This is a genomic window from Cryobacterium sp. TMS1-20-1, assembly GCF_004402355.1.
Taxonomy (GTDB): domain Bacteria; phylum Actinomycetota; class Actinomycetes; order Actinomycetales; family Microbacteriaceae; genus Cryobacterium; species Cryobacterium levicorallinum.
The window spans coordinates 67,494-92,994 of record NZ_SOGF01000057.1; the positions used below are offsets into that span (position 1 = coordinate 67,494).

The 25,501-nt window shown below is 64.2% G+C and carries 23 protein-coding genes and 1 pseudogene; 7 read left to right on the plus strand and 17 right to left on the minus strand.

The window, feature by feature from the left end:
- Window positions 1-93: 93 nt before the first annotated feature.
- From E3O45_RS14770 to E3O45_RS14790, 5 genes are read right to left on the minus strand one after another with little or no spacing between them, the layout of a single operon-like run.
- On the minus strand, window positions 94-2,073 hold the full coding sequence (locus E3O45_RS14770; protein WP_134444097.1) for an HAD family hydrolase: 1,980 nt from the start codon (window positions 2,071-2,073) through the stop codon (window positions 94-96).
- Window positions 2,074-3,141: an ABC transporter ATP-binding protein gene (locus E3O45_RS14775; RefSeq protein ID WP_134444098.1), complete on the minus strand. Its 1,068-nt coding sequence runs from the start codon at window positions 3,139-3,141 to the stop codon at window positions 2,074-2,076.
- Window positions 3,138-4,004: an ABC transporter permease gene (locus E3O45_RS14780; RefSeq protein ID WP_166789510.1), complete on the minus strand. Its 867-nt coding sequence runs from the start codon at window positions 4,002-4,004 to the stop codon at window positions 3,138-3,140. Before E3O45_RS14780 ends, E3O45_RS14775 begins: the two co-directional genes overlap by 4 nt.
- The gene (locus E3O45_RS14785) at window positions 4,001-4,945 is read right to left on the minus strand and encodes an ABC transporter permease subunit (protein ID WP_134444101.1); all 945 of its coding nucleotides are present in this window, start codon (window positions 4,943-4,945) and stop codon (window positions 4,001-4,003) included. Before E3O45_RS14785 ends, E3O45_RS14780 begins: the two co-directional genes overlap by 4 nt.
- Window positions 4,942-6,081, minus strand: a complete 1,140-nt coding sequence (locus E3O45_RS14790; RefSeq protein ID WP_134444103.1) for an extracellular solute-binding protein — start codon at window positions 6,079-6,081, stop codon at window positions 4,942-4,944. The genes E3O45_RS14785 and E3O45_RS14790 overlap by 4 nt, the downstream gene beginning before the upstream one ends.
- A gap of 291 nt (window positions 6,082-6,372) precedes the next feature.
- On the opposite strand from E3O45_RS14790, the gene E3O45_RS14795 reads away from it, so the two are divergent.
- Entirely contained in the window at window positions 6,373-7,104 is a 732-nt protein-coding gene (locus E3O45_RS14795; RefSeq protein ID WP_166789511.1) for a GntR family transcriptional regulator, read from the plus strand.
- A gap of 64 nt (window positions 7,105-7,168) precedes the next feature.
- Here E3O45_RS14795 and E3O45_RS14800 read toward each other — a convergent pair whose 3' ends face one another.
- The 3 genes from E3O45_RS14800 to E3O45_RS14810 all read right to left on the minus strand — a co-directional run bounded on the left by E3O45_RS14800 (window position 7,169) and on the right by E3O45_RS14810 (window position 10,724).
- Window positions 7,169-8,122, minus strand: coding sequence for a carbohydrate ABC transporter permease (locus E3O45_RS14800; RefSeq protein ID WP_134444106.1), 954 nt, complete (start codon window positions 8,120-8,122; stop codon window positions 7,169-7,171).
- Window positions 8,119-9,252, minus strand: a complete 1,134-nt coding sequence (locus E3O45_RS14805) for a carbohydrate ABC transporter permease (protein ID WP_134444107.1) — start codon at window positions 9,250-9,252, stop codon at window positions 8,119-8,121. Before E3O45_RS14805 ends, E3O45_RS14800 begins: the two co-directional genes overlap by 4 nt.
- A gap of 152 nt (window positions 9,253-9,404) precedes the next feature.
- The gene (locus E3O45_RS14810) at window positions 9,405-10,724 is read right to left on the minus strand and encodes an ABC transporter substrate-binding protein (protein ID WP_104132163.1); all 1,320 of its coding nucleotides are present in this window, start codon (window positions 10,722-10,724) and stop codon (window positions 9,405-9,407) included.
- 329 nt (window positions 10,725-11,053) lie between these two features.
- Here E3O45_RS14810 and E3O45_RS14815 point away from each other — a divergent pair, with 329 nt between their 5' ends.
- On the plus strand, window positions 11,054-12,088 hold the full coding sequence (locus tag E3O45_RS14815; RefSeq protein ID WP_134444109.1) for a LacI family DNA-binding transcriptional regulator: 1,035 nt from the start codon (window positions 11,054-11,056) through the stop codon (window positions 12,086-12,088).
- Window positions 12,089-12,253: 165 nt separating this feature from the next.
- Here E3O45_RS14815 and rplL read toward each other — a convergent pair whose 3' ends face one another.
- Both rplL and rplJ read right to left on the minus strand, forming a co-directional pair.
- Window positions 12,254-12,637 carry a 50S ribosomal protein L7/L12 gene (gene rplL, locus E3O45_RS14820; protein WP_092340409.1) on the minus strand — a complete coding sequence of 128 codons (384 nt, stop codon included), beginning with the start codon at window positions 12,635-12,637 and terminating at the stop codon, window positions 12,254-12,256.
- 54 nt (window positions 12,638-12,691) lie between these two features.
- On the minus strand, window positions 12,692-13,207 hold the full coding sequence (gene rplJ / locus E3O45_RS14825; protein WP_092448362.1) for a 50S ribosomal protein L10: 516 nt from the start codon (window positions 13,205-13,207) through the stop codon (window positions 12,692-12,694).
- 343 nt (window positions 13,208-13,550) lie between these two features.
- Here rplJ and E3O45_RS14830 point away from each other — a divergent pair, with 343 nt between their 5' ends.
- Together E3O45_RS14830 and E3O45_RS14835 are read left to right on the plus strand one after the other, a co-directional pair.
- Window positions 13,551-15,305 carry an MDR family MFS transporter gene (locus E3O45_RS14830; RefSeq protein ID WP_134444110.1) on the plus strand — a complete coding sequence of 585 codons (1,755 nt, stop codon included), beginning with the start codon at window positions 13,551-13,553 and terminating at the stop codon, window positions 15,303-15,305.
- Window positions 15,298-15,759: a MarR family winged helix-turn-helix transcriptional regulator gene (locus tag E3O45_RS14835; RefSeq protein WP_134444112.1), complete on the plus strand. Its 462-nt coding sequence runs from the start codon at window positions 15,298-15,300 to the stop codon at window positions 15,757-15,759. Before E3O45_RS14830 ends, E3O45_RS14835 begins: the two co-directional genes overlap by 8 nt.
- Here E3O45_RS14835 and E3O45_RS14840 read toward each other — a convergent pair.
- Together E3O45_RS14840 and E3O45_RS14845 are read right to left on the minus strand one after the other, a co-directional pair.
- Window positions 15,756-17,273, minus strand: a complete 1,518-nt coding sequence (locus tag E3O45_RS14840; protein ID WP_241985384.1) for a HAMP domain-containing sensor histidine kinase — start codon at window positions 17,271-17,273, stop codon at window positions 15,756-15,758. The genes E3O45_RS14835 and E3O45_RS14840 overlap by 4 nt on opposite strands.
- Window positions 17,270-18,019, minus strand: a complete 750-nt coding sequence (locus tag E3O45_RS14845) for a response regulator transcription factor (RefSeq protein WP_134444113.1) — start codon at window positions 18,017-18,019, stop codon at window positions 17,270-17,272. Before E3O45_RS14845 ends, E3O45_RS14840 begins: the two co-directional genes overlap by 4 nt.
- A 201-nt stretch (window positions 18,020-18,220) precedes the next feature.
- On the opposite strand from E3O45_RS14845, the gene E3O45_RS14850 reads away from it, so the two are divergent.
- Window positions 18,221-19,090 (plus strand): hypothetical protein, encoded by an 870-nt coding sequence (locus E3O45_RS14850; protein ID WP_134444115.1) that lies wholly within the window; start codon window positions 18,221-18,223, stop codon window positions 19,088-19,090.
- Between the two features lie 13 nt (window positions 19,091-19,103).
- Here E3O45_RS14850 and E3O45_RS14855 read toward each other — a convergent pair whose 3' ends face one another.
- Window positions 19,104-20,210, minus strand: coding sequence for a hypothetical protein (locus E3O45_RS14855; RefSeq protein ID WP_134444117.1), 1,107 nt, complete (start codon window positions 20,208-20,210; stop codon window positions 19,104-19,106).
- A 271-nt stretch (window positions 20,211-20,481) separates the two neighbouring features.
- On the opposite strand from E3O45_RS14855, the gene E3O45_RS14860 reads away from it, so the two are divergent.
- Both E3O45_RS14860 and E3O45_RS14865 read left to right on the plus strand, forming a co-directional pair.
- Window positions 20,482-21,069: a YqaJ viral recombinase family protein gene (locus tag E3O45_RS14860; protein WP_370450387.1), complete on the plus strand. Its 588-nt coding sequence runs from the start codon at window positions 20,482-20,484 to the stop codon at window positions 21,067-21,069.
- A 202-nt stretch (window positions 21,070-21,271) separates the two neighbouring features.
- The gene (locus tag E3O45_RS14865; protein ID WP_241978930.1) at window positions 21,272-22,249 is read left to right on the plus strand and encodes an NADP-dependent oxidoreductase; all 978 of its coding nucleotides are present in this window, start codon (window positions 21,272-21,274) and stop codon (window positions 22,247-22,249) included.
- Between the two features lie 120 nt (window positions 22,250-22,369).
- Here E3O45_RS14865 and E3O45_RS18135 read toward each other — a convergent pair.
- From E3O45_RS18135 to E3O45_RS14885, 4 genes and pseudogenes are all read right to left on the minus strand, one after another.
- Window positions 22,370-22,843: pseudogene (locus tag E3O45_RS18135) on the minus strand (signal peptidase I); the annotation flags it as partial.
- Window positions 22,840-23,586 (minus strand): LPXTG cell wall anchor domain-containing protein, encoded by a 747-nt coding sequence (locus tag E3O45_RS14875; RefSeq protein WP_134444121.1) that lies wholly within the window; start codon window positions 23,584-23,586, stop codon window positions 22,840-22,842. The pseudogene E3O45_RS18135 and the gene E3O45_RS14875, both read right to left, overlap by 4 nt.
- Window positions 23,583-24,815: a fibronectin type III domain-containing protein gene (locus E3O45_RS14880; RefSeq protein WP_166789512.1), complete on the minus strand. Its 1,233-nt coding sequence runs from the start codon at window positions 24,813-24,815 to the stop codon at window positions 23,583-23,585. Before E3O45_RS14880 ends, E3O45_RS14875 begins: the two co-directional genes overlap by 4 nt.
- A gap of 84 nt (window positions 24,816-24,899) precedes the next feature.
- The gene (locus E3O45_RS14885; RefSeq protein ID WP_134444124.1) at window positions 24,900-25,433 is read right to left on the minus strand and encodes a hypothetical protein; all 534 of its coding nucleotides are present in this window, start codon (window positions 25,431-25,433) and stop codon (window positions 24,900-24,902) included.
- Between the last annotated feature and the right edge of the window lie 68 nt (window positions 25,434-25,501).

Here is a 25,501-nt window from a genome sequence, read left to right on the forward strand (position 1 = left end):
TAAACGCAGCTGTGGACTACTTTTTCGGTCGGCAGCAAAGCAGCGCACACCACGCCGCGAGGCGGATGTCGCGACTCGGCCCAGGAACCTCCGTCAATTCCAGTTCAACCGGGCCACGACAGCTGCGTGATCGGTCGGCCACGCATTCTCAAGGTGGTGGCCTAGAACGCTCGCACCCAGGCCAACTTGGCGGTTTTCACCGATGCGGCGCTTTGGGGGTGCCTCGCTCTCTGCCTCACCGGCTACGGTATACGCCGCTAAGGCGCGCGCACCCCGGCTAAAGATGAAGTCAATCCGGTCCCGAGGTTCCTCATCGGATGGGATGATCGGCGACCAGGTGTGCCCGGGCGCGACACCAACATTGGGATGAACGACTCGAAATGCATCGGCGTACCCCGCGACCTCGAGCATGCGTGAAGTGGGCCACTCGACAGTATTGGCGCGGTGTCCCGGCTTCCAGTCCAGATGCGAGGGCGCGTTGAAATCACCCATGATGAGAATGGAATCCTGTGCAGACACAACGCCCTCGCGCTCGAGCCGGCCCTGTTCAGACAAGATTTTCGCGAGCTCGCCTGTGCGTCGGCGTTCGCCCCGGCTGGCGAGGGTATAGCGCGCAGGAATGCGCGCATCATCGGCCGTATAGGGGCCGTAGTCCGAGTGCCACAGGTGCGCTGACCACACCGTGACGGCGCCGGTCGGTGTGAAAACGGTGGCACAGGTTGCGAAGGGATCGGTCTCGGTCTGATGAAGCGACAGTGGATACGGACTTATCACCGCGGTGTCATGACCCTGTTGCGCGATATTCCACCCCATCGCCGCCGCCAACCGACGGCCATGATCCCCGAAAGACTCCTGCAGGGCCACGATCGAGTGGGAAGATTCCCGAAGGTACGCGACCTGCTTGGCGTGGCCGTCGTTGGAGTGGCATCCGCCGAACCAGAGATTCCAGGTCATGGCGGTCACACCCTGCTCCGGCGATTCCGGAGTGAACGTAGCGGGCGCCGCTGTCTGAGGAGCTGCGGACTGTGCCACTGGCCCGGTTGTCCGCACGGTGAATTCACCGGTCCGCCCATTCCATTCCGGTACTAAACCATCCGTCACCAGCAGAAAACGATAGGTCCCGTCGGGCAGGTGGGCCAGATCTATTGAGAGTGATTCCCCATCGTTGGGCACGGATGCCGATGCCACGGGTAGACCTGCCGGCAGCTCGTTCCACAGACAGTCACTCTGGGCATAAACCTGCACCCGCGCCGTTTGTTCGGCTGGATATTGGCACTGCACGGTCAAAGTCGACGTCGCCGCGTCGAAGGAGCCCCCGACGAGAGTGTACGGCCCGACCTGCGCGGGCTTCTCCCGTTCCAAGATACGGGCCCAATCGACGAGTTCTTCTTCGAGCAGAGTGGTGTGCCGCACGTGGCAGGTGAGGACCACTTTCGGGTCAGCGTTGACGCCGACAACGAGCAGGCCGGCACTCATGGCAGCCAACGCCCCCACCGCCGAGTCTTCAAAGGCGACGGCTGTCTCGGCGGTTACCGACGGATCGAGTTCGTGCAGTTTGCGGAGGGCAGCCACGTACAGCTCGGGAGCGGGTTTGCCCGCCGACACCTCATCCCGGGCGACGGAACACGTGATCAAGTCCCGCACACCGATACGTTCCAGAATCTGGTCGAGCAGCGCACGCGGACTGTTTGACGCGACCGCGACGGGGAATCGTGACGCGAGTTCACTCACCAGGGCCACAGCTCCCGGCATCGCGGTCGCCTCCTGGGCGATGAGGGATTGAAATTCTTCGGACAGCGACACCTCCAATTTGTTTACCGAGGGGGTCGGAAGCCCGGCAGCGAGGAGGATCGTCACAAGCTGCGCGGCCACGTCGTCTATTGCGCCACCACGAAAACCGGCCAGGTCGGTCAGGGTTGTGCCGCGCTCGTTCGCGCACGCAGCCACGGCACGCAACCAGAGGTCCTCGGTGTCCGCGAGTAGTCCGTCGCAGTCAAAAATGATCGCGGATGCTGCGCTCGGCAGCAAGCTCGCGCTCACGTCAATGCTGGTGTTGAGAAATTGGGCTTGCATTTATGCCTCCATCCGAAGCGCCGGGCGCCCCGTAAGTCGAACCCGAACTCTCAGGCCGATCGCTAATTTGGCTGCGCTAGCCGAGGGAACGTCGACCTTGATCTCGGAACTTCCGTGACTAATGTCACCCTCGATCTTGGCCGTGATGCGAGTCGTCGCACCGCGGTAAACGTGGGAAATGATGTGGGCAGATCCGCGCTCGGACGCCTCAAGCATGAGCAATTCGGGCCGCACATAGAGCAAATCACGATCGCCATCACGGTGGGGCGTCCAGAGCTCGGGGACGGCCGCGCCGCGGGCGACGGCGAGCTGGTTCGTCGTACCAACGAAGCGAGCAACGAAATCAGTGCTCGGTTGGTCGTAGAGAACCCCCGGCTGATCAATCTGTTCGATTCCACCGCCCCGCATGACCGCCACCCGATCGGCCATCGCTAGCGCTTCATCCTGGTCATGGGTGACGAAGAGCATCGTGATCCCGAGCCGGAGTTGCAGATTGCGAATCTCCTCCCGAAGTGAGGCGCGCACCCTGGCATCCAGAGCCGACAGGGGTTCATCCAAGAGCAGCACCCGAGGCTCAACGGCGAGCGCTCGTGCGAGCGCGACGCGCTGTTGTTGTCCGCCGGACAGTTGGGCCGGAAACCGATCTGCGAAACCGGGCAGCCCGACCAGCTCAAGCAAAGAGGTCAGTTTCGCTACCCGCTTGGCCTTGCCTTCGCGTCGCACGACGAGTCCGAACGATACGTTGTCGGCCACACTGAGGTTGGGAAACAGACTGTACGACTGAAACACCATGCCAATGCCGCGACGGTGGGCCGGGACCTGCAATACATCGCGCCCGTCCACCGTGAGAGTACCGTTCGACGCGGTCTCGAACCCGGCAAGAATTCGCAGCGCTGTTGTTTTTCCGCAGCCAGAAGGGCCGAGCAGTGCAACAAATTCCCCGGGTTCGACAGTGAGGTCAAGGCCAGTGAGCACGGTGGTATCACCAAATTTCTTGCTCACCGAGGTGTACTCGATACGCGCCCCCGTTGCACTTCGGGGGTGAGCGATTGTTGCTGTAAGCGTCACGATTCGTGTCCTTTCAAGGCCAGGGCGCGCGCGGGAGCTGCCCGTCCGGCGAGTACGGTCATGGCGATCAACAGTGCCCAGGTGAGGGCGTTAATGAGGAGGGACATGGAAATGGACGCGCGAAAATTGGATCCGGCAATTTGGGTGAGCCAAACCGGCAGAGTTCGATAGCCAAGCGTCACCGCCATCGTGAATTCACCCAGGCACAGTGCGATACAGAAGAAGACACAGAAGATGACCGGCCCTTTAATGTTGGGCAGGATGACCCGCCGGAGCACTGTGGCGCCGCTCGCCCCGAGTGAATGTGCGCTCTCGACGAGGGTGCGCAGATCAATGGTGCGCAGACCAGCATCGAGCGATCGAAATACGAATGGCAGGGTTAAGACGATGTAGCTGCCGATCAGAACGATGGGCAGGTCGGGGTTTTGCAGCAGCTGGCTGATCTGAGCCGGCACGGAACCGCGACCGAAACTGGCCATGCTGCGCAGCACGGTGACTAATCCGGCCGCTAGAGCGATTGACGGTACGACGAGGGGGATCGTGCAGACGATCTCAATAATGGGGCGCCACCGGGGCGCCTTCAGGTGGAGATACACCATGGTCGGAACCATAATGGCCAGCAGCCCGAAAACGGTCAGAACGGTTATGAGCAGCGTCAGCGAAAGCGCACCGAAAAATCCGGGGTCACGCACCGATTCCAGATACGGCTCAAAGGTGAATCCGATGGTGGGTACGTAGATGCTGAAGGCTAAAGCGCAGAGCATCGGCACTGCAATGTAGAGCGCCACCAAGATGATCAAGGCCCAGCTGAGCCCCGGCGCCACGATACGGATGCCGCGCGCCGCACGCGTCGGCTGCTTCATTTGAACCATCTCAGACTCCGTTTCTGCAGCGGCATGTAGACGAGTAAGACCAGCAGGGCCACGATGATCATGTTGACACCCAGTGCCATAGCCACATTCTCCTGTCCGGCCAAGTTGCCACCGGCCAGTCCACTGTCGATGCGGAGGGTAATGAGGGGTACTCCGCCGCCTCCGATCAGGGCCGCGGCCGAGGCGTGGGTCGCAAACGACGCGCCAAAGAGCAGGACAAATCCGGCCAGAATCGCCGGAGTGGCGATCGGCAAGCCGACCTTCTTCCAGAAGTGCCAGCTGGTTGCCCCGACGGAGGCTGCCGCCTCCTTCCACTCCAAGCGCAGGCCGGCCAGGGTGGGCAAAACAACCATGACCATGGTCGGTATCAGAAAATACTGATACATCAGAATGAGTCCGCCGCTGCTGTAGAGGGTGAAACCCCGGTCCGTCAGTGACAGGAGCCCCGTCATGATGCCGGCGTTCCCGACCGCCGCGATGAAGGAGAACGCGAGCGGAACGCCTCCGGAATTGGCCAGCACGCTCGTGAGCACGGTGACCACGGCGGTGAGTTTCTTGGAGCGCGTAGTGAGAATAGCCTGCGCGAGGGCCAGACCGATAATGCCGCCGGTCAGTGCGGCTATCAGGCTAATCTGCAGGCTGTTCTGCATTGCCTCCCAGGACGCGCCCCGGAAACTGGCCACAAAGTTGGCCAGGCTGGGCACGTAGCTTCCCGGGTCGTTGACGTCGGCGACTCGAAACGCCGACAGCACGATGCCGAAGACCGGCACGCCCAGAAAAAATGCGATGAAGACTAGGAAAGGGATCAGTCCCATGAACGAGGAGTCGCCGCGGCGCTCGGGCCGAACGGGCGACGAATGAACGATATCCGTTGCCCGGTCGACCGAATCAGTGCCGGAGGGTGCGTCGCTCCTAGCCACCGTGAACGTCACGAGGCGACCGCTGCGTCCCACTTCTCAGCCAGGAGCAGGTTGGCGGCGCTGCGCTGGGCTTCGGACGGAAATTCGAAGCCCTTCGTGACGGTCGGGAGCCTATCGGCCGCAGCCGTGTCGAGAGCACCGGATTCGACCAGGGCGTCAAAACGCACGGGTCGGGTGTAGCCATTGAGCAGGATATTCTGGCCCTCGTCGGAGTACATGAACTCGATCCAGAGGCGTGCCGCAGCGGGGTGCGGGGCATCTGCATTGATCGACGCGGCGTAGTAAGACGCCATGGTTCCGTCGGTCGGGATGGCAACTTTAAAATCGACACCAGCTGCGGCAGTGTCATCGGCGGCTGCCAAATTCAGGTAGTCCCAGTTGATAATGATGGGGGTTTCACCGGTTTCCAGCGTTCCAGCGTTGGCCTCGACGGGAATGAGGATGCCGCTCGCCGACAACTCCGCCATGAAGTCGATGCCCGGCTGGATGTCGTCGAGACTGCCGCCCATCGCCATCGCTGCGGCCCAAACCGCGTTGAAGCCGGATTCGCCCTGGGCAGGGTTTCCGGTGAGGGCGACCTTGCCGGCGTACTGCGGGTCGTCGAGTTCGGCGAAAGAGCTGGGACACACCGCCACCGCCGCCGCGTCACACCCGATGGTGACATAACCGCCGTACTGGTTCGTCCACCGTCCATCGGTGTCCGTCAGCGCCGGGTCAATGTCAGCGACCGTGGCAGGACGATATTCAGCCAGGAGCCCCTCCGCACTGGCGCTGTTGGCGAAGGAAACTCCGGTGTCGAGGTAGTCGAGAGACCGGCTCTGGCCAATGCGGTTCTTGATGGCATTGATCTGGTCCTGGCTGGAACCGGCCGAGGTGTCGTTGTCGACTTCAATGCCGTAGGTCGCCGTGAATTCCTCGACCAACACCCCATAGTTTGCCCAGTCCGGATACAGTCCCATGACGTTCAGGGTTCCTTCAGCCTGCGCAGCAGTGATAAGGCTGTCCAGCCCCCCGCCGGCTTCGACCGAGGTAGCGGCGGCCCAACCGACGTCCGCGGCAGCGTCAGTGGAGGTGCTGGCACAACCAGACAGGCCAATCGCGCCGACAAGCAGGATTGCGGGCAGATAACGGCGGTGCGACGTGTTCATTGAAATCCTCTTCAGCCAGAATGATCGTGTACCGGTGGGTCACCGACGGAGACTCCCGAGACAAAAGATCATCGCTCACCCAACTTCTCTAGTGAACTTTGATCTTTGACGTTCGAAGTTCACTAGAGAAGTTGGGCCGGGATGGGTAAATTGAGTGACGAGTAGGTAAACGCTCGGTGAACCCCCAGTGCGTGAGTCCGGTGCGGTCGTCGCACGTTGCGGTGACGCAATACTTTGGACAGTGATCCAGGCTGGGCGCTCAGAGCGCGGCCGTACAGAGTGAGGTTGGGCGTGGCGCGGTATCACGACATTGCAGAAGCCGTTCGAGGCGCAATTACCAGGGGCTTCTATGAGCGCGGAAGTCAGCTGCCCAGCGAACGTGAGCTCTCGGAAGAATTCGACGTTGCTCCCGGTACCATCCGGCAGGCGCTGGGCGAACTCGAAACGGAGGGGGTCCTGGCCTCCCGTCGTGGCAGTCGGCGCACCGTCGTCGGCGAGCCGCGGCCAGCCGCCACGTTCGAAGAATTTCGAAGTTTTGCCCAATGGGCGTCGTTGCGCGGGCGCGTTCCAGCCGGCCACGTCATCTCGGGGGTGTGGCAGGACGCTTCGCCGCTCGACCGCGAGGAACTTAGGCTACCGACAGCCGCTCGCGTGTTCTGCGTTGTGCGGGTACGCCTGCTTGACGGCAGCGCCATCATGGTGGAGCGCACCCGCTACCGGGACTCGGTCGGCGCCGAGGTGGAGCAGATTCCGTCCGAATGCCCGTCGGTGACTGCCTGGCTCGCGGCGGCGGCCGACATCACTTTCTCCCGCGCGGAGCATCAGTTTTCCGCCTGCCCAGCAGGGGTGGAAGACGCGCGGCTGCTCAATGTGCGCCGCGGGTCCCCGCTGCTCATGCACAAGCGCGTTAGCTTCAGCCGCGACGGCCTACCTCTGGAGTGGTCAGTCGACCGTTACGTCGCCGGCACCATCAGCCTCGTCGTCGACAACTCCCTCAACGCCAACGCCTTGCGCTGGGAATGACGACCGAGGGCCACCCCGCCGGGGTCGGCCCCGGTAACCATTCACCGGAGATCCGCAGGCCCACCTACCCCTTGGTAGACCCGGCCAGCAGGCCCCGCACGAAGAAGCGTTGCAGGGAGAAGAACACGATCAGCGGCACCAGAATAGACAGGAACGCACCGGCCGTGAGCAGATGCCAGTCCTGGCCGCGGGCGCCGGAGAGTTCGGCGAGCAGCTTGGTCATCGGGGCAACCGCGCCGTCGGCGAAAATTAGCGCCACCAGCAGGTCGTTCCAGACCCACAGAAACTGGAAGATGGCGATCGAGGCGATGGCCGGCATGGTCAGGGGCAACACGATGCGGAAGAAGATCTGCCCGTGGCCAGCGCCATCAACCCGAGCGGCTTCAATGACTTCGGCCGGTATCTCCGAGACGAAGTTGTGCAGCAGATAGATGGCCAGCGGCAGGGCAAACATGGTGTGCGCGATCCAGACCTGCGAGTAGCCGCTGCCCGGGTTGAGCGCCGCGACCACCGGGTAGCCGAAGAGCGTGCCGCCGGAGAAGAACTGCAACAACGGAACGAGCGCCATCTGAATCGGCACGATTTGCAGGGCGAAGACTCCGATGAACATCACGTTCTTGCCGCGAAAATCGATCCAGGCAAAGGCGTAGGCCGCAAGGCTGGCAATCATCAACGGGATGAGCGTGGCCGGGAGGGTGATTGCGATCGAGTTAATGAACGACCCGGCCAGATTGATCTGGCTATTGCCGGCGGCCAGAGCCGTGATGTAGTTGTCGAAGGTGACCCCGGTGTTGGTGAAGATGGTCCACCAGCCGGTGGTGCGCACTTCCTGCGCCGGTCGGAATGACGACACCAGCAGGCCCAAGGTAGGGATAGACCAGAGCACCGCGATGATAAGCGCCCCGATGGTCGCTCCGCGGCTGGTCAACCGCTTCTTGGTCTTGCGGGCGATCGTTGCTTCCGCGCTCCGGGCACTGCGGCGCTTAGTGGTGGCGTCTACCGGAATGACCGCGCTCATCGGATTTCCCTCTGCTTCTTAATCTGGCGGGCGTTATACACAACGATCGGAAGCACCAGCAGGAAGAGCACCAGAGCGAAGGCGGCGGAGCGGCCCTGCTCGAAGTTCTTGAACTGGGTATACATTTCGTTGGCCACGACGCTGGTCTCGTTATTGCCGGCCGTCGTGGTGCGCACAATGTCGAAGACCTTGAGCGAAATAATAGAAATTGTCGTCAGAACTACGACGAGGGCGCCGCGGATGCCCGGAACGGTCACGTTCACGAACTGCTGCCAGGCGTTGGTTCCGTCGAGTTCGGCGGCCTCCATCTGCTCGGTCGGTACGCCTTTAATGGCGGCCGAGAGCACGACCATCGCAAATCCGGTCTGCACCCAGATCAGAATCACGATCAAGAACAGGGTGTTGAACGGAGAGAAGGAGAGAAAGTCGACCGGCTGGCCGCCAAACAACACCACGATCTGATTGAGCAGGCCGATCTGCTCCTGATCGGCCGGGCGGGCCGTGTAGACGAAACGCCAGATGATGGATGCCCCCACCAGCGAAATAGCCATCGGCATAAAGACCAGAATTTTGAAGTATTTTTCACCGCGGCTCTTGTCGATGAATACCGCGTAGGCGAGGCCGGCAATGGTCGAGACGGTCGGGACGATGAGCACCCAGACGATCGTGTTGAGCACGATGCGCACGTTTTCGGGCTGGGTGAAGATCCAGACGAAGTTCTCCAGGCCGACGAACCGGTCACCGCGAGCGCTCATGAAGGCCTGCACGGTGGTTTGAATCGTCGGAATGACCAGGCCGATGGCCAGCAGGAGCATGGCGGGAGCGAGAAAACCAACCAACTGAAATAGGTACCCAGCGCCCTTGCGCGATCGATAGTCGATATAGAAGAAGCCGAGGCCCAACACACCGGCACCGATGATGGCCCAGGTGTAGGAGTTGGCCACCAGCAGAATAATCAGGGGTGCCAGAACGCAGACGGCGAGACGAATGACCGTGTAGATGCGGCCAGAGCGGGGGGCAATCTCTACAAAGAACAAGATGGCACCGACAACGACACCGAAAGCCAGAATGACGATCGGAACTTGTGCCAGCGCTGGTAATTGCGCCAGCCAGGAGAAGAATGCGGACATCTGAAACCTTTCGAGTACGGCAGTGAACCCTGGTATTCGCTCGACAACCGGTGAAAACGTATACGCAACGTACGCCTGTCACGCACGGTGTGCCGCCCGTTTCTGAAGGCGGGCGGCACACCGTTTCATGCCTGAGTGTTGACTGTTTCAGGCTAGCTCGACGGCCAACCCGCTTCGATGCTGGTGAGCACCTCGCTGGTCGGCGTGCCGTTGATCCAGCTCACCATTCCCTTCCAGAACGTTCCGGCTCCCACGGCACCCGGCATCAGGTCGGAGCCATCGAAACGGAAAGTGGTGTCCGGGTCCTGCAGGATCTTGATCGCTTCCTGCAGGATGGGGCTCGTCGCCTTGCTGGCATCGAGTCCCTTGTTGGCGCTGATCACACCGCCCAGGCCCACCCGGCTGTTGGCCCAGTCGGCGCTGGAGAGGTACTCCAGAACTGCCTGCGTGTCGGCATCGTCGGAGAATGCACCGACGATTTCGCCACCACCGGTAACAGCCTGGCCGCCCGCCTCAACGGACGGGGTGATGAAAGCCCAGACGTCAGCATCGGGACCGACCTCGCCACCGGCATCCGTGATGAAACCATCAAAGAACGATGCCTGGTGGGTCATCGCACAGGTTCCGTCAGAGACAGGGATGGCAACGTCACCGAAGGGGGTGCTGTTGATCGATGCAACGTCGCCGTAGGTGGCATTGACAAAGGCCGGGTTGAGCAAAATTTCGCCCACCGAGTCGAAGGCCGACGCGATGGCCGGGTCGGTGAAGGGAATCTCGTTGGCGACCCACTTGTCGTAGGTCTCGGCGCCGGCCTCGCGCAGCACCAGGTCTTCGACCCAGTCGGTTCCCGGCCACCCGGTGGCGTCGCCAGAGCCGAAGCCCGCGCACCATGGGGCCGCGCCGGTCTTTTCCTGGATGGTCTGGGTAACGGCGAGCAGCTCGTCCCACGTCGTGGGCACTTCAACGCCCCACTCCGCAAACTTCGCCGGCGAATACCAGACAAAACCCTTGACGCTCGCCATGAGGGGGGCGCCGTAGAAGACGTCGTCGACCGTGCCGTAGGCCTTCCAGTCGGCCGACCAGTTCTCGTCGGCGTTCGCCTCGACGGCCGCCGGGGCGGGCTTCAGGAAGTCGCGGGAGGCCAGGTCCTTCATGAGGCCGGGCTGTGGGAAAATCGCGATATCGGGGGCATTGCCACCCTGGGCGCGAATGGAGATCTGCGACTCGAACTCCTTCGACGATTCGTACTGAATGTCAATGTTGTTGTCTGCTGCCCAGCCGGCCCAGGACTCTTCGAGCAGCTTGGCCTCGGTGTCGGCGATCGTGCCATAGATGGTGACGACGCCGTCGCCCTCGGCGCCAGCTTCATTGGTGGTAGCTCCCGGGCCGCCGGAGCAAGCGGTTAGGGCCAGACCCGCGATCGCCGCCAGGGCGAGCGGTGCTGTAATTCGACGGTGCAGGGAAGACCGCATCTTTTTTCTCCTCATTGAGTGGTGCTTGGTCGAGTGGTGGTGCTGAGATTCTGCCAGGGCGGGTAGCTCCGGACTAGTGGCACCGGCCCAGAATAAGCTATTTCTGCCACAACTCGGGAACCGGTTCCACACCATAAATTACGTCACCCGATCAGCGATAGCAACCCTGCAAAGATAACAAAATGGCAAAGATCCAAAACCTGCCGCTGGAAACCGTCCATGTGTGGCGGAACATCAGCAGAGAATCAGGGGTTATCATGGAACCGGTTCCATGATGCGCCAACCCGCGCTATCGTGCCTGAGGACCAGTCGCCAAAGACGGAGACCAGATGAGTTCAATTGCCGATGTCGCGCGCCTCGCCGATGTGGCCAAGGCCACTGCCAGCCGGGCGCTGAGCGGCCGGGGCTACGTCTCGGCCGAGACCCGCCAGAAGGTTGTCGACGCGGCCAGGCAGCTCGGTTACGTTGCGTCACAAAACGCCGCCAGCCTGGTGACCGGCCGAACCAAGAGCGTCGGGGTGATCATTCCTTTTATTAATCGTTGGTTCTTCGCCGAGGTGCTGGAAGGCGTGGAAGAGGCACTGCTCGAGCAGGGCTATGACATGACCCTGTACAACCTGCCCCTGGCCTCCCCCGAACGCGAGCGCGTCTTTGAGTTCTTTCTAGCCCGCAAGCGTTTCGACGGCATTATCTCGGTGGGCGTTGCCCTGAGCGACGCCGAGGTCAATCATCTACATCGTCTGGGGCGCCCGCTGGTCGGGATCGGCGGCGCTATTCGCGGCGTGCCCACCATTTCCATCGACGACGTTGCCGCTGCCAGGCTGGCCACAGAGCACCTGCTCAGCCTCGGGCATCGCGACATCGTGCACGTCGGCGGCAGTCGGGTCAATGAGATGGATTTTCACGTGCACAGAAACCGCTACGGCGGTTTCGAGGCGGCCATGACGGCGGCGGGTTTACCGGTGCAAGGATGCCTTCATACCTCTGAATTCACCGTTCCCGGCGGCCATGAGCGCGGCCTGGCCCTCCTGGGCGACCCCCGGCAGCGACCGACCGCAATCTTCGCGGCAAGCGACGAGATCGCGATTGGACTCATTGTCGCGGCTCGGGAATTGGGTATCCAGGTGCCAGCAGAGCTCAGCGTGATCGGAATCGACGGGCATCCATATTCCACAATGTTTCGTCTCACAACACTGGAGCAGCATCCGCGTCGGCAGGGCCAGCTCGCGGTTGCCTCGCTACTGGCCGAGTTTGAGAACCCAACGCTTGGTGGGCACGATGACGCGTCCACCGTGCTCCAGACGAACCTCGTTATTCGTTCGAGCACGAGCGCGCCACGTCAACCGACCGTCTCGGGTTCCTGACAACACACCTGCGCGAGCGCGGCATCCGCTGTGGGTAACGCTCATCAGGCCCGCTGGGGTACGACAAAGGGGCGCCGTCTCCTTTCGGAAACGACGCCCCTTGCACGCTGATCAGTCCGAAGACTGGTCGGCTACGCCTCAATCAGAGCCCCTATGGGGCGTTGATTACTTGAGGGTAACGGTTGCGCCGGCCTCTTCGAGGGAAGCCTTGGCCTTCTCGGCAGCATCCTTGGCAACGCCCTCGAGGACGGCCTTCGGCGCGCCATCGACAACGGCCTTGGCCTCGCCGAGGCCCAGGCTGGTGAGCTCGCGCACAACCTTGATGACCTGGATCTTCTTGTCGCCAACGGCGTCAAGGATGACGTCGAACGCGGTCTGCTCTTCGACCTCTTCAGCAGCAGCGGCGGGGCCAGCGGCTCCGGCAGCGGCGACGGGAGCGGCTGCGGTGACCTCGAAGGTCTCCTCGAACGCCTTGACGAACTCGGAGAGCTCGATGAGGGTCAGGCCCTTGAACTGCTCAAGCAGGTCTTCAGTGGAAAGCTTTGCCATGATGTACTCCTATTAGTTTCTTAAAAATTCGTGAACCGTGAACCAGGCAGGTGCCTAGTTCGCGGACTCCTGCTTCTCACGCAGCGCGTCGATGGTGCGAACAGCCTTCGACAGCGGTGCCTGGAAGAGATAAGCGGCTCCGAACAGCGATGCCTTGAAGGCGCCGGCCAGCTTGGCCAGCAGCACCTCGCGGGACTCGAGGTCGGCAAGCTTGCCAACCTCCGCTGCGGTGAGCGGGTTACCGTCAAAGTAACCGCCCTTTACCACCAGGAGAGGGTTTGCCTTGGTAAAGGCACGCAGGGTCTTCGCGACGGCGACGGGGTCTCCGTGTACGAAGGCAATAGCGGACGGACCGACAAGTTCCTCGTCGAACGAGGTGATGCCGGCATTGTTGGCCGCAATCTTGGTGAGCGTGTTCTTTACCACGGCGTACGTGGCGTCCTCACTGATGGACTTACGCAGGCTCTTGAGCTGCGCAACAGTGAGACCGCGGTACTCGGTGAGCAGAACGGCGGTCGAGCTCTGGAATTTCTCCGTAAGCTCGGCGACCGTTGCTTCCTTGTTCGCCATGGTGCTCCTCATTAATAATCATGTGCCGGGTAGCCCGGGGCGCAGACATGAAAAAAGCTCCAGCGCAGGGCGCCGGAGCTTGGGGAACAATCCAAAAGACTGTAACTGAACTTCGAACACCTGCGCGGGCCGTTCACGTGAATGAACCTTCGTCTGCACTTCTGTCTTTCGACATAGCGCAGCAACCGGCGGTCTGTGGCTGAGGTTCACCTTACGGCAGGTTGCGGGCGCGCGCAAATCAGCATCCGCTTACCGGCCAGTGTCGCGTCTGCCGACTCGAAATGGTTGACATGCATCCACTACCTGCCTATCGTTGATATCTGTCAACCGCTTAAGGAGTCGCATGGCCCGCGCCAGTCGAACCGCTCGAGAGCCGGCCCCCGACGGTTCGATGACCCACCGCCAGGTGCTCGAAGCCCTGTCGGGCCTGCTGCTGGGCATGTTCGTGTCGATTCTGGCGAACACCGTCGTGAGCACGTCGCTGCCGCTCATTCTGAGTGACCTCAAGGGCTCGCAGTCGGCCTATACCTGGGTCGTCACGGCGACGCTGCTCGCTACGACGGTGAGCACGCCCATCTGGGGCAAGGTCGCCGACCTGTTCAACCGCAAGCTGCTCATTCAGCTGGCCCTCGCCGTCTTCGTCATCGGCAGCGCCCTCGCCGGTTTCTCGCAGGACGCGGGCACCCTCATCGCGTTCCGGGTGCTGCAGGGCCTCGGCGCCGGCGGGCTGGTCGCCCTCAGCCAGATCATCATGGCCGACATCATCAGCCCCCGCGAGCGCGGCCGCTACGCCGGCCTGTTCGGCGCGGTCATGGCCCTCGGCACCATCGGCGGCCCGCTGCTCGGCGGCGTCATAACGGATGCCTTCGGCTGGCGCTGGAACTTCTTCATCGCCCTGCCGGTGGCAATCGTCGCCATCGTGCTGCTGCAGCGCACCCTGCACCTGCCGGCACGGGTGAAGCGGGTCGTACGCATCGACTACCTCGGGGCCGCGCTGATCACGAGCGGCATCTCCCTGCTGCTGATCTGGGTGACCCTGGCCGGTTCGCAGTTTGAGTGGCTGTCGCTGACCTCGTGGGTCATGGTAATCGGTGCCGTCCTGCTGCTCGTAGCGGCCGTCATTGTCGAGATGCGCGCCACGGAGCCGATTATTCCGCTCAGCCTGTTCCGCAATCACACCTTTACCTTCGCGACGGTCGCGAGCCTCGCGGTCGGCGTCTCCCTGTTCGGCACCTCCGTCTTTCTCAGCCAGTACATGCAGCTCGCCCGCGGCGCGACGCCAACCGAGTCCGGCCTGCTCACCATTCCCATGATGGGCGGCTTACTCATCTCGTCGACGCTGTTCGGAACCGTGATCAGTCGGCGCGGCACCTGGAAATCGATCATGGTCTCCGGCGCCGTGCTCATGCTCGTCGGCACCACTCTGCTCGGCACGCTCGATGTGCACACCAGCCTCGTCTTCGTCGGCGTCTATATGTTTACCCTCGGAGCCGGCCTGGGCATGGTCATGCAGAACCTCGTTCTGGTCGTGCAGAACACCATTGAGGTGCGACACCTCGGCGTCGCCACCAGCTCGGTCACCTTCTTCCGCAGCCTCGGCGGCGCGGTCGGCGTCTCGGTGATGGGGTCGATTCTGGGCAGTGTCGTCGCCACGCAGATCAGCAGCCGCGTCGGCAATCTCAGCCCCGTCAATCAAGCGGATGCGGGTCGACTGCTGGGCGACGGTGTCATCCCGCAGGTCAATCTGCTGCCCGACGTGCTGCGCATCATTGTGGAAACGGCCTACGGCTCCGGCGTCGGCCTGATCTTCCTGGTCAGCGCACCGCTGGTTCTCGTGACCCTTCTCATGGTGTCGCTGCTGCCCAATCATCCGCTCGGCACGGAGACCGGCATCGATCGGGTGCGCTCGGCCACCGTAGAGTCGACTCCGGCGCCGGAATCGACCCGGCTGCGCGAGACGGAAACCGTGGAGGACATCGTGATCGACGTGAGCGCGGCATCCGCTGGACTGCTGCCGGTGGGGCGCGCCCACGATACCCAGTCGATTCGTATCGTGCGGCCCGCCAGCGACAAGGCCAGGACAACACGCGATGAGTGACACGGTCGCACCGACATTTGTGGATGGTGAGAGCCCCGAACTCGCCCGGGTTGAGGCACAAATGGCCCTGCTCGCCTCGGGAATCCGGGCCAGCACCCGGTCGACCGCGGCCGGCATCGACCCGGCCCTGGAGCCGTTCGGGCTGGCTGTGCTGCGCGTGCTCGCTCGACGGGGTGAAACCCACGCCGGAGTCGTCGCCGAGGTGCTCGCGGTGGATCGGAGCATGATCAGCCGCCAGGCCAGGCTGCTCTGTGGGCTGGGCCTCGTCGGAACCCGGGTCGATCCGCTCGACGGTCGCGCGCGGTTTCTGGCGCTCACCCCGCTCGCCGAGGCGAAGCTGGCCAAGGTGCGCCGCGAGCGCACCGCTCTCGTTCACCGACGCCTCAGCACCTGGACGACCGCCGAGCTCGACCAGTTCGCCGTTCTGCTGGAGCGGCTGAACGAATCCGACTAGGCCGCGACGAGCGGAAGCGCCACTCGAAACTGGGTGCGACCGGGAGCGCTCTCGACACTGACTTCGCCGTGGTGCGCAGCGACGACCGCTGCCACGATGGCGAGGCCCAGGCCGGTGCTGCCGGTTCCGCGAAAGCGTGAGCTGTCGCCGCGGGCGAACCGTTCGAACAGGGTGTTTTTGAGGGCATCGGGAATGCCCGGACCGTTGTCGGTGACCGTGATGACGGCCTGGTCGCCGATGGCGGTGAGCGCGATGACCACGCTGCTGCCGGCATCCGTGTGGATCCGGGCGTTAGCGAGCAGGTTGGCGATGACCTGACGCAGGCGCGGTTCGTCGCCGGTCGCCTCGATCGGTTCTTCGGGCAGCTCGACGTTCCAGCCGTGATCGGGGCCGGCGGCGTGCGCGTCGCTGACGGCGTCGACGAGCAGCATGGTGAGGTCCACCGGCTCCAGTTCGAGTTCACGGCCCTCGTCGAGGCGGGCCAGCAACAGCAGGTCCTCGACCAGCCCGGTCATGCGCACCGACTCCGACTCGATGCGACCGAGCGCGTGCATGGCGTCGGGCGGCAGCTCCTGGCCGCTGCGGCGAGTGAGTTCGGAATACCCGCGAATGGATGCCAGCGGGGTGCGCAGTTCGTGGCTCGCGTCGGCGACGAACTGGCGCACCTTGCGTTCGCTCGCCTGCCGAGCTTCCAGGGCGAGGTCGACGTGGTCGAGCATGCGGTTGAGGGCGGCGCCGACCCGGCCGACCTCGGTGCGCGGATCGGTGTCGCCGGCCGGAACCCGATCATCGAGCGAGACCTCGCCGCGGTCCAGCGGCAGCTGCGCGACCCGGGTGGCGGTCGCGGTGACCCTCTGCAGTGGGCGCAGGGCCAGCCGCACCACCCAGGCGGCGATGATGGCGACGATCACGAGTCCGACAAGCGAAACAAGGCCAACGATCAGGGCCAGTTGGGCGGCCGTGGCAGCAACTCCGGAAAGCGGAAGGCCGACCAGATAGAGCGTGCCGGTGCGGGACGTTTCGGCCTGCACTCGGTACTGGCCGAGTTCGCCGCCGAGGTGCACCGTGACCGGCGTCGATTGGTTGACGTGGTCGGCGAGGATCTGCACCTGCTCCGACGTGAGCGCCTCGATTTGTCCGCTCTCGTCGTCGGTGTAGCCGGTCGTGATGCTGGTTCCGTCGTAGACGAGGGCGAGCAGTCCGGGCGGCTGGGCCGGGCCGCTGAGAATGCTGTCGGCCGTCGGAGTGCCGAAGTAGGGGTTGCCGGACAGGTCGCCGAGACGGTCGCCGTCGTTGTCGCCGACGCCGCCGAGCGCGGCCCCGGAACGGTCAGCGGCCGAGGCGAGCTGTAGGTCTAGCCGGTCGACCAGGGAAGCGCGCAGAATGACGACGCTCACTATGCCGATCGTGATGCTCACGACCGCGAGCAGCCCGACGACGGTGAGCACGAGGCGGCGCTGCAGGGTCCAGGGCGAGCGGGGGCGGCCGCGGCGACGGGGCATCCGCTCAGTCATGAAGCAGTTTTGAGCATGTAACCGGCGCCACGCACCGTGTGGATCATCGGCTCGCGGCCGACATCGACCTTCTTGCGCAGGTACGAGATGTAGATTTCGACGACGCTGGATTTGCCGCCGAAGTCGTAGCTCCAGACCCGGTCGAGAATCTGGGCTTTGCTGAGCACCCGGCGCGGATTGCGCATGAGAAAGCGCAGCAGTTCGAACTCGGTCGCGGTCAGTTCGATGGCGTCGCCGTCGCGAAACACCTCGTAGCTGTCCTCATTGAGGGTGAGGTCGCCGACGGTAATGCGCGGGTCGGTCGAGTCGGCCACGGCGAGGGTGGAGCGGCGGATGAGACCGCGCAGCCGGGCGACGACCTCCTCGAGGCTGAACGGTTTGGTGACGTAGTCGTCGCCGCCGGCGGTGAGGCCGTTGATGCGGTCGTCGAGGGAATCCTTGGCGGTCAGAAACAGCACCGGTGTCTCGTAGCCGTCGGCGCGCACCCGCTGCAGCACCTGCAGGCCGTCGATGTCGGGCAGCATGATGTCGAGAACGATGGCGTCGGGGCGGAATTCGCGGGCGATGCTGAGTGCCTGGCGGCCTTCGCCGGCGGTGCGCACCTCCCAGCCCTCGTAGCGCAGGGCCATCGAGAGCAGATCAGTGAGCGTCGGTTCGTCGTCGACGACGAGTACGCGAATGGCACTGCCGTCGGCCTTGGTCAGTCGGGGGCCGTGGCCGGTGTGCGTGCTCTCACGTGTGCTCATAGTAGTAAGTATCGCTACTTTTCTATGAGTCGACTATGCGTTGCCCTAGCCCTCACTGTGAGCAGCCTTGCCCGGGCGTGCGAATTTGCCGCGTGCTGGGGCAATCCTTGGGTTTCGTCCCGAATTCTGCCGTAAATCCTGAGGTGGGGCGAGCAAGATCGATCAGACACGAGGTGCGACACGGGGGAACCGGCCACGACCTTGACAGCCCTGCTCCGCCGCCGAGCACTACCTTCGAGCCCTGCTGCACTCGTCGACCACGCCCCGGCCGATGCCCACAATCTGACCGACGTCGGCAAAAAGACCTACTTTCTGGTCTACGGACGAGATGCGCTGTTCTGCTTCGACGGTTCGAGCCTGGCCACCGTGCCTCAGGCCCCGGCAGGAATCACGCGCATCGTCGCCGTGGGCAGCGACCTGTATCTGACGGCCGAGTCCGACCGGTATCCGGGTCTCACGTCGATCCATCGCTATCGCAACGGCCGGTTCACCTTCATCGCCACAACCGAGGCCTCGCAACTGCTCCTGATCAGCTTTCGCGGACGAGCGTACTTTCGCTTACAGTCCGGCCTCTGGTACGTCAACGGCCGCGACCTGGTTCCAGTAGCCGGATCCCCGATCGATATTCTCGCCCTGACGGTGTTTGGTCAGGAACTCTATATCGTTCACCATGACTCAGAGATGTGCGCCATCTCGAGCTACCGCGGGTCATCGTTTACCCGGCTGGACGGTGTTCCCGCCGACGGGCCGTTCGAGTTCGCCGCCCTTGATGAGGCGCTATATATTCGCACGCGCCGTCACGTCTATGTCTGGGCGCGGTCAACCTTCAGCCTCGCATCGAGCGGGCGATTCACCGGGCTGGCCGCCTACAACGGGGTGCTCTATGCCAAGGCCTACGGCACGAGCAAGCTCGGGGTGCTCGACCGCACCGGCTTCTCTGAGCTCGCGAACACCCCGCCGCTGAGTGGGGAGATCAACATCGTTCGGGGTGGTCTGTACTTTCTCGACCGCGCCGGACGGCTGCACACGCATCGAACGGCGGCCCCGCCGCTTCGCGCGTCGATTGACTGAGCGCGCTCGCGGTTTATTGCAGGATGTTGAGCAGTTCCGGCGCGGGCACGAGCGCGTGGCTGCCGGGCAGGAACAGCCTCTGGCAGCCATCGAGTTCGACCTGAATCGACGTGTCGAGCCGGGTGCCTGCGCGCTCCGGCCAGAGCACCGCAAACCGGGTCGGGTCGGTGCTGCACTCGGGCGCCTGCGAAGCGGATGCTGCGGCGGCGAGCAGCGACGCAGCATCCGCTTCAAGGGTGCTCGCGCCGGCAAAGGTGCCGAACTGCAGGTTCATCATTGCGCCGAGAGCGAGGTCATCGATCCCCGCGACGGAGTTGAGCTCGCTGAGGTCGGGGTCTTGCTGCAGATCGACCGTGTAGACGCAGACGCTCGCGCCGTCGACGCCGGCGAGGGACGGAGCCTCGGCCGGCGACGCCGGAATCGTGGTCGGTTCAGCACCGTCGCTCATGCCGTCCGGAAAGGTCTGCAGGCCCATACCGCCAAAGAGCAGCGACTGCTCGGGCGTGCCGGCCGTCATCGCGCAATTGGCGTCGAGCGCCTCTCGCGTGACCTGCAACACGAGCGGAAGCAGGGTCGTGTCGGTCAGCTCGAGCTCGTCGAGAGCGGTGTGGGTCGCCGGCTTGGTTTTGCCGCAGGAGGTGCGCGGCCAGGCCGCCCGCAGCGCCTCACCATTGGAGTTTTGCAGCCAGAGTGTGGGCACCAGCTCCATGTCGGCGGTGCAGGCCTGATTGGGGCCCGCCTGGTCGCTGGGTTCGGCGAGCGCCGACAGCAGCGCGCCGAAGTCGCCCTCGAGGGTCTCGACCTGCACGGCCGACCAGCGGCCCTGCGCGTCGTCGAGGCTGCCGAAAAAGGTGCAGCGATAGGCGGCAACGGGGTTGAAGTCGGTCGGAACCCGTCCCGGCTCCGGCGCGGCGGGGTGCTCGGCGGTCAGGTCGGTTTGGGTCGGAACACCCTCCTGCACGGCGATGTCGAGATTGAGGTTGGGCGCCTGGCAGTCGACCCCTTCGACGAGGTGCGCGATCGGAGCGTCGGTCGCGGCGGGGAGGCCGGCGCATCCGCTGAGCAAAATGGCGAGCGTGATCGCGACTGCGCCTCCAGCTGTGCGTGCGCGGTGCGACATAGTATTCCCCCGGTTGGTTGCCGTGCACTCACGCTAGCGAACTCAGATCACTTCGCGATAACGATTCTCAGAGTTTCGGGGCTGCCGAGCGGGGCGTGTCGGGTGGAACGCGGCGCGGCGAGCGGCCGCAGCGTGCGCGGCAGCAAACGAGCGGCACTCCGTGGCGGTGGCGCGCCGACCGGGCGCGCGGGCACACAATAGAGGGGTGCCGAATTCAACGCTGTCCCTCTTCGATCTGGACCAGCCTTCAACGCACCTTGCAGCATCCGCTCTGCTGCCGGCACCGCACACGCTGCGCATCGTCGCCGACTCGACCGACCGGGTGGCTTGGCTGCGGGCACGCAACCAGGGAATCACCGCAACGGATGTCGCGAAACTGTCGACTCCGAAATCCATTCTGAACGCGGCCCACGACAAAATGCACGGCACGAGCTTCACCGGCAACAGCTACACCGACCACGGGCGGGCCCGGGAACCGGTCATCGCCGCCTGGGTGCTGGAGAACTACGGCATCGAGCCGAGCACGAACCTGTTCCGTTCGCTCGCGCACCCGCGGCATCTGGCCACACCCGACGGAGTCGGCGTGGCGGCCAATGGCGATCTGCACCTGGCCGAGATCAAGACCACGAGCAAGCCGTGGCGCAGCATTCCGCGCAGTTATATGCGGCAGGTGTGGTGGCAGCAATATGTGCTCGGCGCCGACCGCACGCTGCTGGTCTGGGAAGAGCACCTGGGCTTCGTGCCGGTGGCCCCGGTGCCCGAATGTCGCTGGATCGAACGCGACGAAGACCAGATCGCCATACTGGTCGGTCTCGCCAACGCCCTGATCGACAACCTCGACGAGCAGACCCGCCGCTAGCGGTCCGCTGGGCGGGGCCTGCGCGGTGAGGGGTCCTCACCGCGCATCCCTCAGGCGCACCCCTCATCGCGCATCCGGCAGCGAGCAACTCCATATGTCTGGTCCGGGCCCGGGCCCGCTCTGCGGGCCCACGATAGATCATGGGCCCGCTTTCCGGGCCCGGAAAGCGGGGGCGCGGGCGCGATGCAGCAGAATGGGGAGCATGGCTACTGAATACGAACTGCCGGAGACCATGCGCGCCCTCATCATCGACGAGACCGGCGCCCCCGAGGTGTTGCACCTGGCCGATCGGCCGCTGCCCCGCCAAATTTCCGACGAGGTGCTCATCAAGGTCGTCGCCGCCGGCCTCAACCCGATCGATGCCAAGACCCGCGCGGGCAAGGGCGTCGCGGCCGCGATCCAGAGCTATCCGACCATTCTTGGCAACGACTTCAGCGGAATCGTCGTGCGCGCCGCCTTCGAGGCGTCGCCGCTGCAGCCCGGCGACGCGGTCTACGGCATGGGCCGAGTGCCGCGCACCAGCGGCAGCTTCGCCGAGTATGTCTCGGTCTCGAGCATGAGCGTTGCGCACAAACCGGCCAGGCTCAGCCACGCCGAAGCGGCCGCCGTTCCGATCGCGGCGTTGACCGCCTGGGGCATGGTCAAGTTGGCCGGGGCAGCTCCCGGGCAGCGGATGCTGGTGCACGCCGGCAGCGGCGGCGTCGGTCACTTCGCGGTGCAGTTTGCCCGGGTGCTGGGAGCGCACGTGACCGCGACGGCGTCGACCCGCAACCTCGACTTTCTGCGCGAGCTCGGCGCCGACGAGGTCATCGACTACAGCACGACCCGCTTCGAGGATGTGGTCCACGATCTCGACTCGGTCATCGACCTCATCGGCAACGTGCACGACAACACCGGCACCCGCTCGCTCGCGGCCCTGCGCCCCGGCGGCCTGCTCGTGAACGCACCGACCGGCAGCTGGCCGACCATGGCAGCGGATGCCGCCGCCGCCGGCCGCCGCGCGACCGGTTTCAAGGTGTCCCCCGACGCGCGCACGCTCGACGAGATCTCGGCCCTACTCTCCAGCGGAACCGTGCGCGTGCACGTCGACTCCGTGTTCGAACTCGCCGACGGTGCCGCCGCGCACCGGCTGCTCGAAGAGGGTCACACCCGCGGCAAGATCGTGCTCCGCGTCTCGTAACCCGAGGGCCGGGTCGTCGGCATCCGCTCCCCGTTTGTGGGTTTTTCGGCGGTCGAGCAGGCCGCCGACGACCATGAAGCAGGCGTAGCCGAACAGGGCCACGGTCACCACGGGGATGATCCAGGTCCGGTTTGCCCCGGTGATCACGTTGTTGACGTAGCCGACGAAGGGTACCGCGTACCAGAGCCGACCTTGAATCTGCTCGGCCAGCACGGGGTCGTCGTCGGGCGCACTGTTGTTGTCGCCCTGCACGATGAAGGAACGCGGTCCTTCTGAGCTCGAAACGATCGAGAGGATGCGGTGCGTCACGACCTTGGCGTCACCGGACACCATTTGATACGTAACGACGTCTCCAATGTGCAGCGCGTTGGCGTCGACCGGGCGCACGATGACGACAGTGCCGGGCGAAAGTCCCGGCTCCATCGAGCTGGTCAGCACGGTCAGCGGGGTCGCACCGGTCCACTTGGGAATGACCACGAGCACCAGTCCGAGCCCGATGACGAGCAGCAGCACGGCAGCGCTAAGCGCGATCCCCAGAAAACGCCAGAGGCTGGGAGCGGGCGTATCGGTCGGCGCGTCAGCCGGCTGCGTCACGGTTCACGCCGGTCACGGCGCCGCCGGGTGACCAGCAGCACGCCCAGGCCGAGCAGCAGGCCGCCGCCGATAATGGCCGGAACGGGCAGGTCGACGCCGGTGCGCGACAGTGCATCCGCCCGCGGGGGTACTGACGGTTCGGCGATTGCCGGAATGAGCACGCCATCGTCGTCGCAGGCCGATGCCGCGAAGGGTCCAGCCTCGGCATCGCGCAGCGCAACGAGAACGCCGAGGTCCGCGCGCGCGTTTTGAGCGGTCAGTCCGTTCACGTTCATCATCTCGATCGTGAGCTCGACCCGCAGGGTGTCACCGGCCGCGAGCGGCTGCTCGGGCGCGAGTACCGCGCAGCCCGCGTCGGCCAGCTGCGGAACGGTGGTCACCGTCTGTCCCGCGGCGTCTTCGACAGTCAGGATGAGGTATTCCCGCAGGTCAGAGACCGTTCGATCAGCGGATGCTCCGCCCGGCTCCCGCAGGCTCACCCGCACGTTCGCGGGCCGGTCGCTCGGGTTCTGAATCCACAGGCTCGATTGCATCGAACCATCCGGAATCAGCAGGCCGTACGATCCGAACAGTCCGACGGGCAGGCTGCTGGCAAAATGTTCGCCATCGCTGCTGACCAAGACGTCGGGAGCGAACTCGGCGCCCGGCGCCGCCAGGGCCGGGGCGGCGGTCCCACTCACGGTTAGCAGGAACACGGCGCCCACGGTCGCTGCGATCCGGGCACGGATCAGGAATCCGGTCATGAAGTCACCTCGTCGAGGGTGAATAGCTGGTTTTCCTGGATGGGTACCGTGGTGTCGCACGTCTTCAAGGTGAGCGTGTTGCCTGACTCAAGGCACTTCGTGTCGTCCTTCACGCTGCGAATCTGAAAGGTGGCACTGCCCAAGCTGATCGGGGCGAGCGTGAAGCGTTGCTTGGCTTTGTCTGCTGGGCCACTCTGCGTGCTGAGCGACAGGGCAGACGTGCTTTCCGCAGTCCACACCAGGTTCTCGTCAGCGGCGACGATTTCATACTCGGAACCGTTTCTGTCCGCAACGAAGCTGAACCGTGAGGTTGAGACGGTCGAGCACTCCTTCGTCGCCAGCACTCGTCCCTTTTGTTGCGGGGCGGCCGCATCGACACAGGTCCCGGCGGCGGTGACGACGTGGTACCACACGCCAGGGACCGGTGGCTGCTTGTTCGTAGACACGGCGAGCTCGTTCGAGGCGGCCAGGTGATTGCCGTTCGCATCGACGGCGTAAATCAGGTAGGTGTAGCGCGTGTTCGCCGTCAGGCCGGTGTCGGTGAAGGTGGTGGCGCTTTGTGCGTTTGCAACCCGCGTGCCGTTTCGCCAGACCTCGTAGCGCGTCACGGTTCTGTCTTGGGCAGCGGCCCAGGTCAAGGAGATGGAGCTGTGCGTCTTCCTGACCGCCGCCAGATCGCGTGGCGCGGTGTTGGTGACAGATTGCGCGGCGGTGACGAGCGAGATGGGTGACGTCCAGTTGCCCGTTCGCGCTTGCAATTCCAGTTGCGCCGTTAGGGAGGTGCCGGCCATGGTGCCGGCGGTGGTGTTGGCGATCGACGTCTGCACGCAGTAGCGCACCGAAGCCCTCGCCGCCAGGTCGCCGCTCAGAGTGACTCCCGTCGCCAGGGGGGTGCTCACTGTTCCGGTCGGGGGCGTCATGGGGCAGCTGCCGGTTGCCGCGATCGACCAGGCGCGCACGTTGACCGCAGCGGCAAACGCGGTCGCGGCGGCCGAACTGACTGTCAGGTCGTAGGCGGCAGGCACGGCGCCGTTGGTCAGGGTGACCGGCTTCGTCGCCGTGAGCAGATGGGACGTGTAGTCGGTCGCGAGCGCGGCAAACCCGTCCTGGCTGATGGTCACGGCGCCCGAGACAGCGGATGCTGTGGGATTGACCGCCGCGGCGGTCCAGACGGCCTGGGCAACGCCGGTGCCGGCAAGGGTCAAAAAGACCAGGCTCGCAATTGCCACGGCAGATCGTGCGGCGGGCCAGCGCGCCGGACGCCCAGACCGACTGCGCAGCCGCAGAGAACGACGACGGTTCGATGTCATGGGCTAGACCTGCCGTCCGTCAATCAGGAGTCCAAAGCTCGTCGCGGTCTGGGATTGGCTGCCGCTCGGGGCATCCGCTGACAGCCTCACTGAGACGCACAGAAGCGCGCTGGATCCGGGAGCCAGCGTCAGGCCGAGCTCCTCAGCCGGCGGGTCAGCGAAGGTGCCGGCAATGGTGGGCGTGAGGTTCGACGTGCACTCCTGCACCGTCGAAACGGCGCGCACCCCGACGATCAGGGCCTCCGATAATAGCGTCGAAACGGTCGGCGGCGTCAGGCCGACGAGGCGAGGGGAGAGCGACACCGTGCCGTCGTTGCGCACGTCGACCGTGCCGGCGTTGCTTGCTCCGGGATACAGCGGGGTATTCGACATCTCGAGGTCTGACGTGATGCTGAGCTCGGCGGATCCGGCCTGAATCGTGACTGCCGGGCCGGCCGAAGCGCTCGAGTTCAACAGAGCATAGGTTCCGCCCACGGCCGCAGTGGCCAGCAGGGTCGCACCCAGAATCGCCGCACTCGCGAACAGAAATGTTTTCAAGAGATCACCGGCTTTCGCAAATCAAAAGTGGATGCTGCCTGCTGGTCGTTTCCGGGTGCCCACCGTTG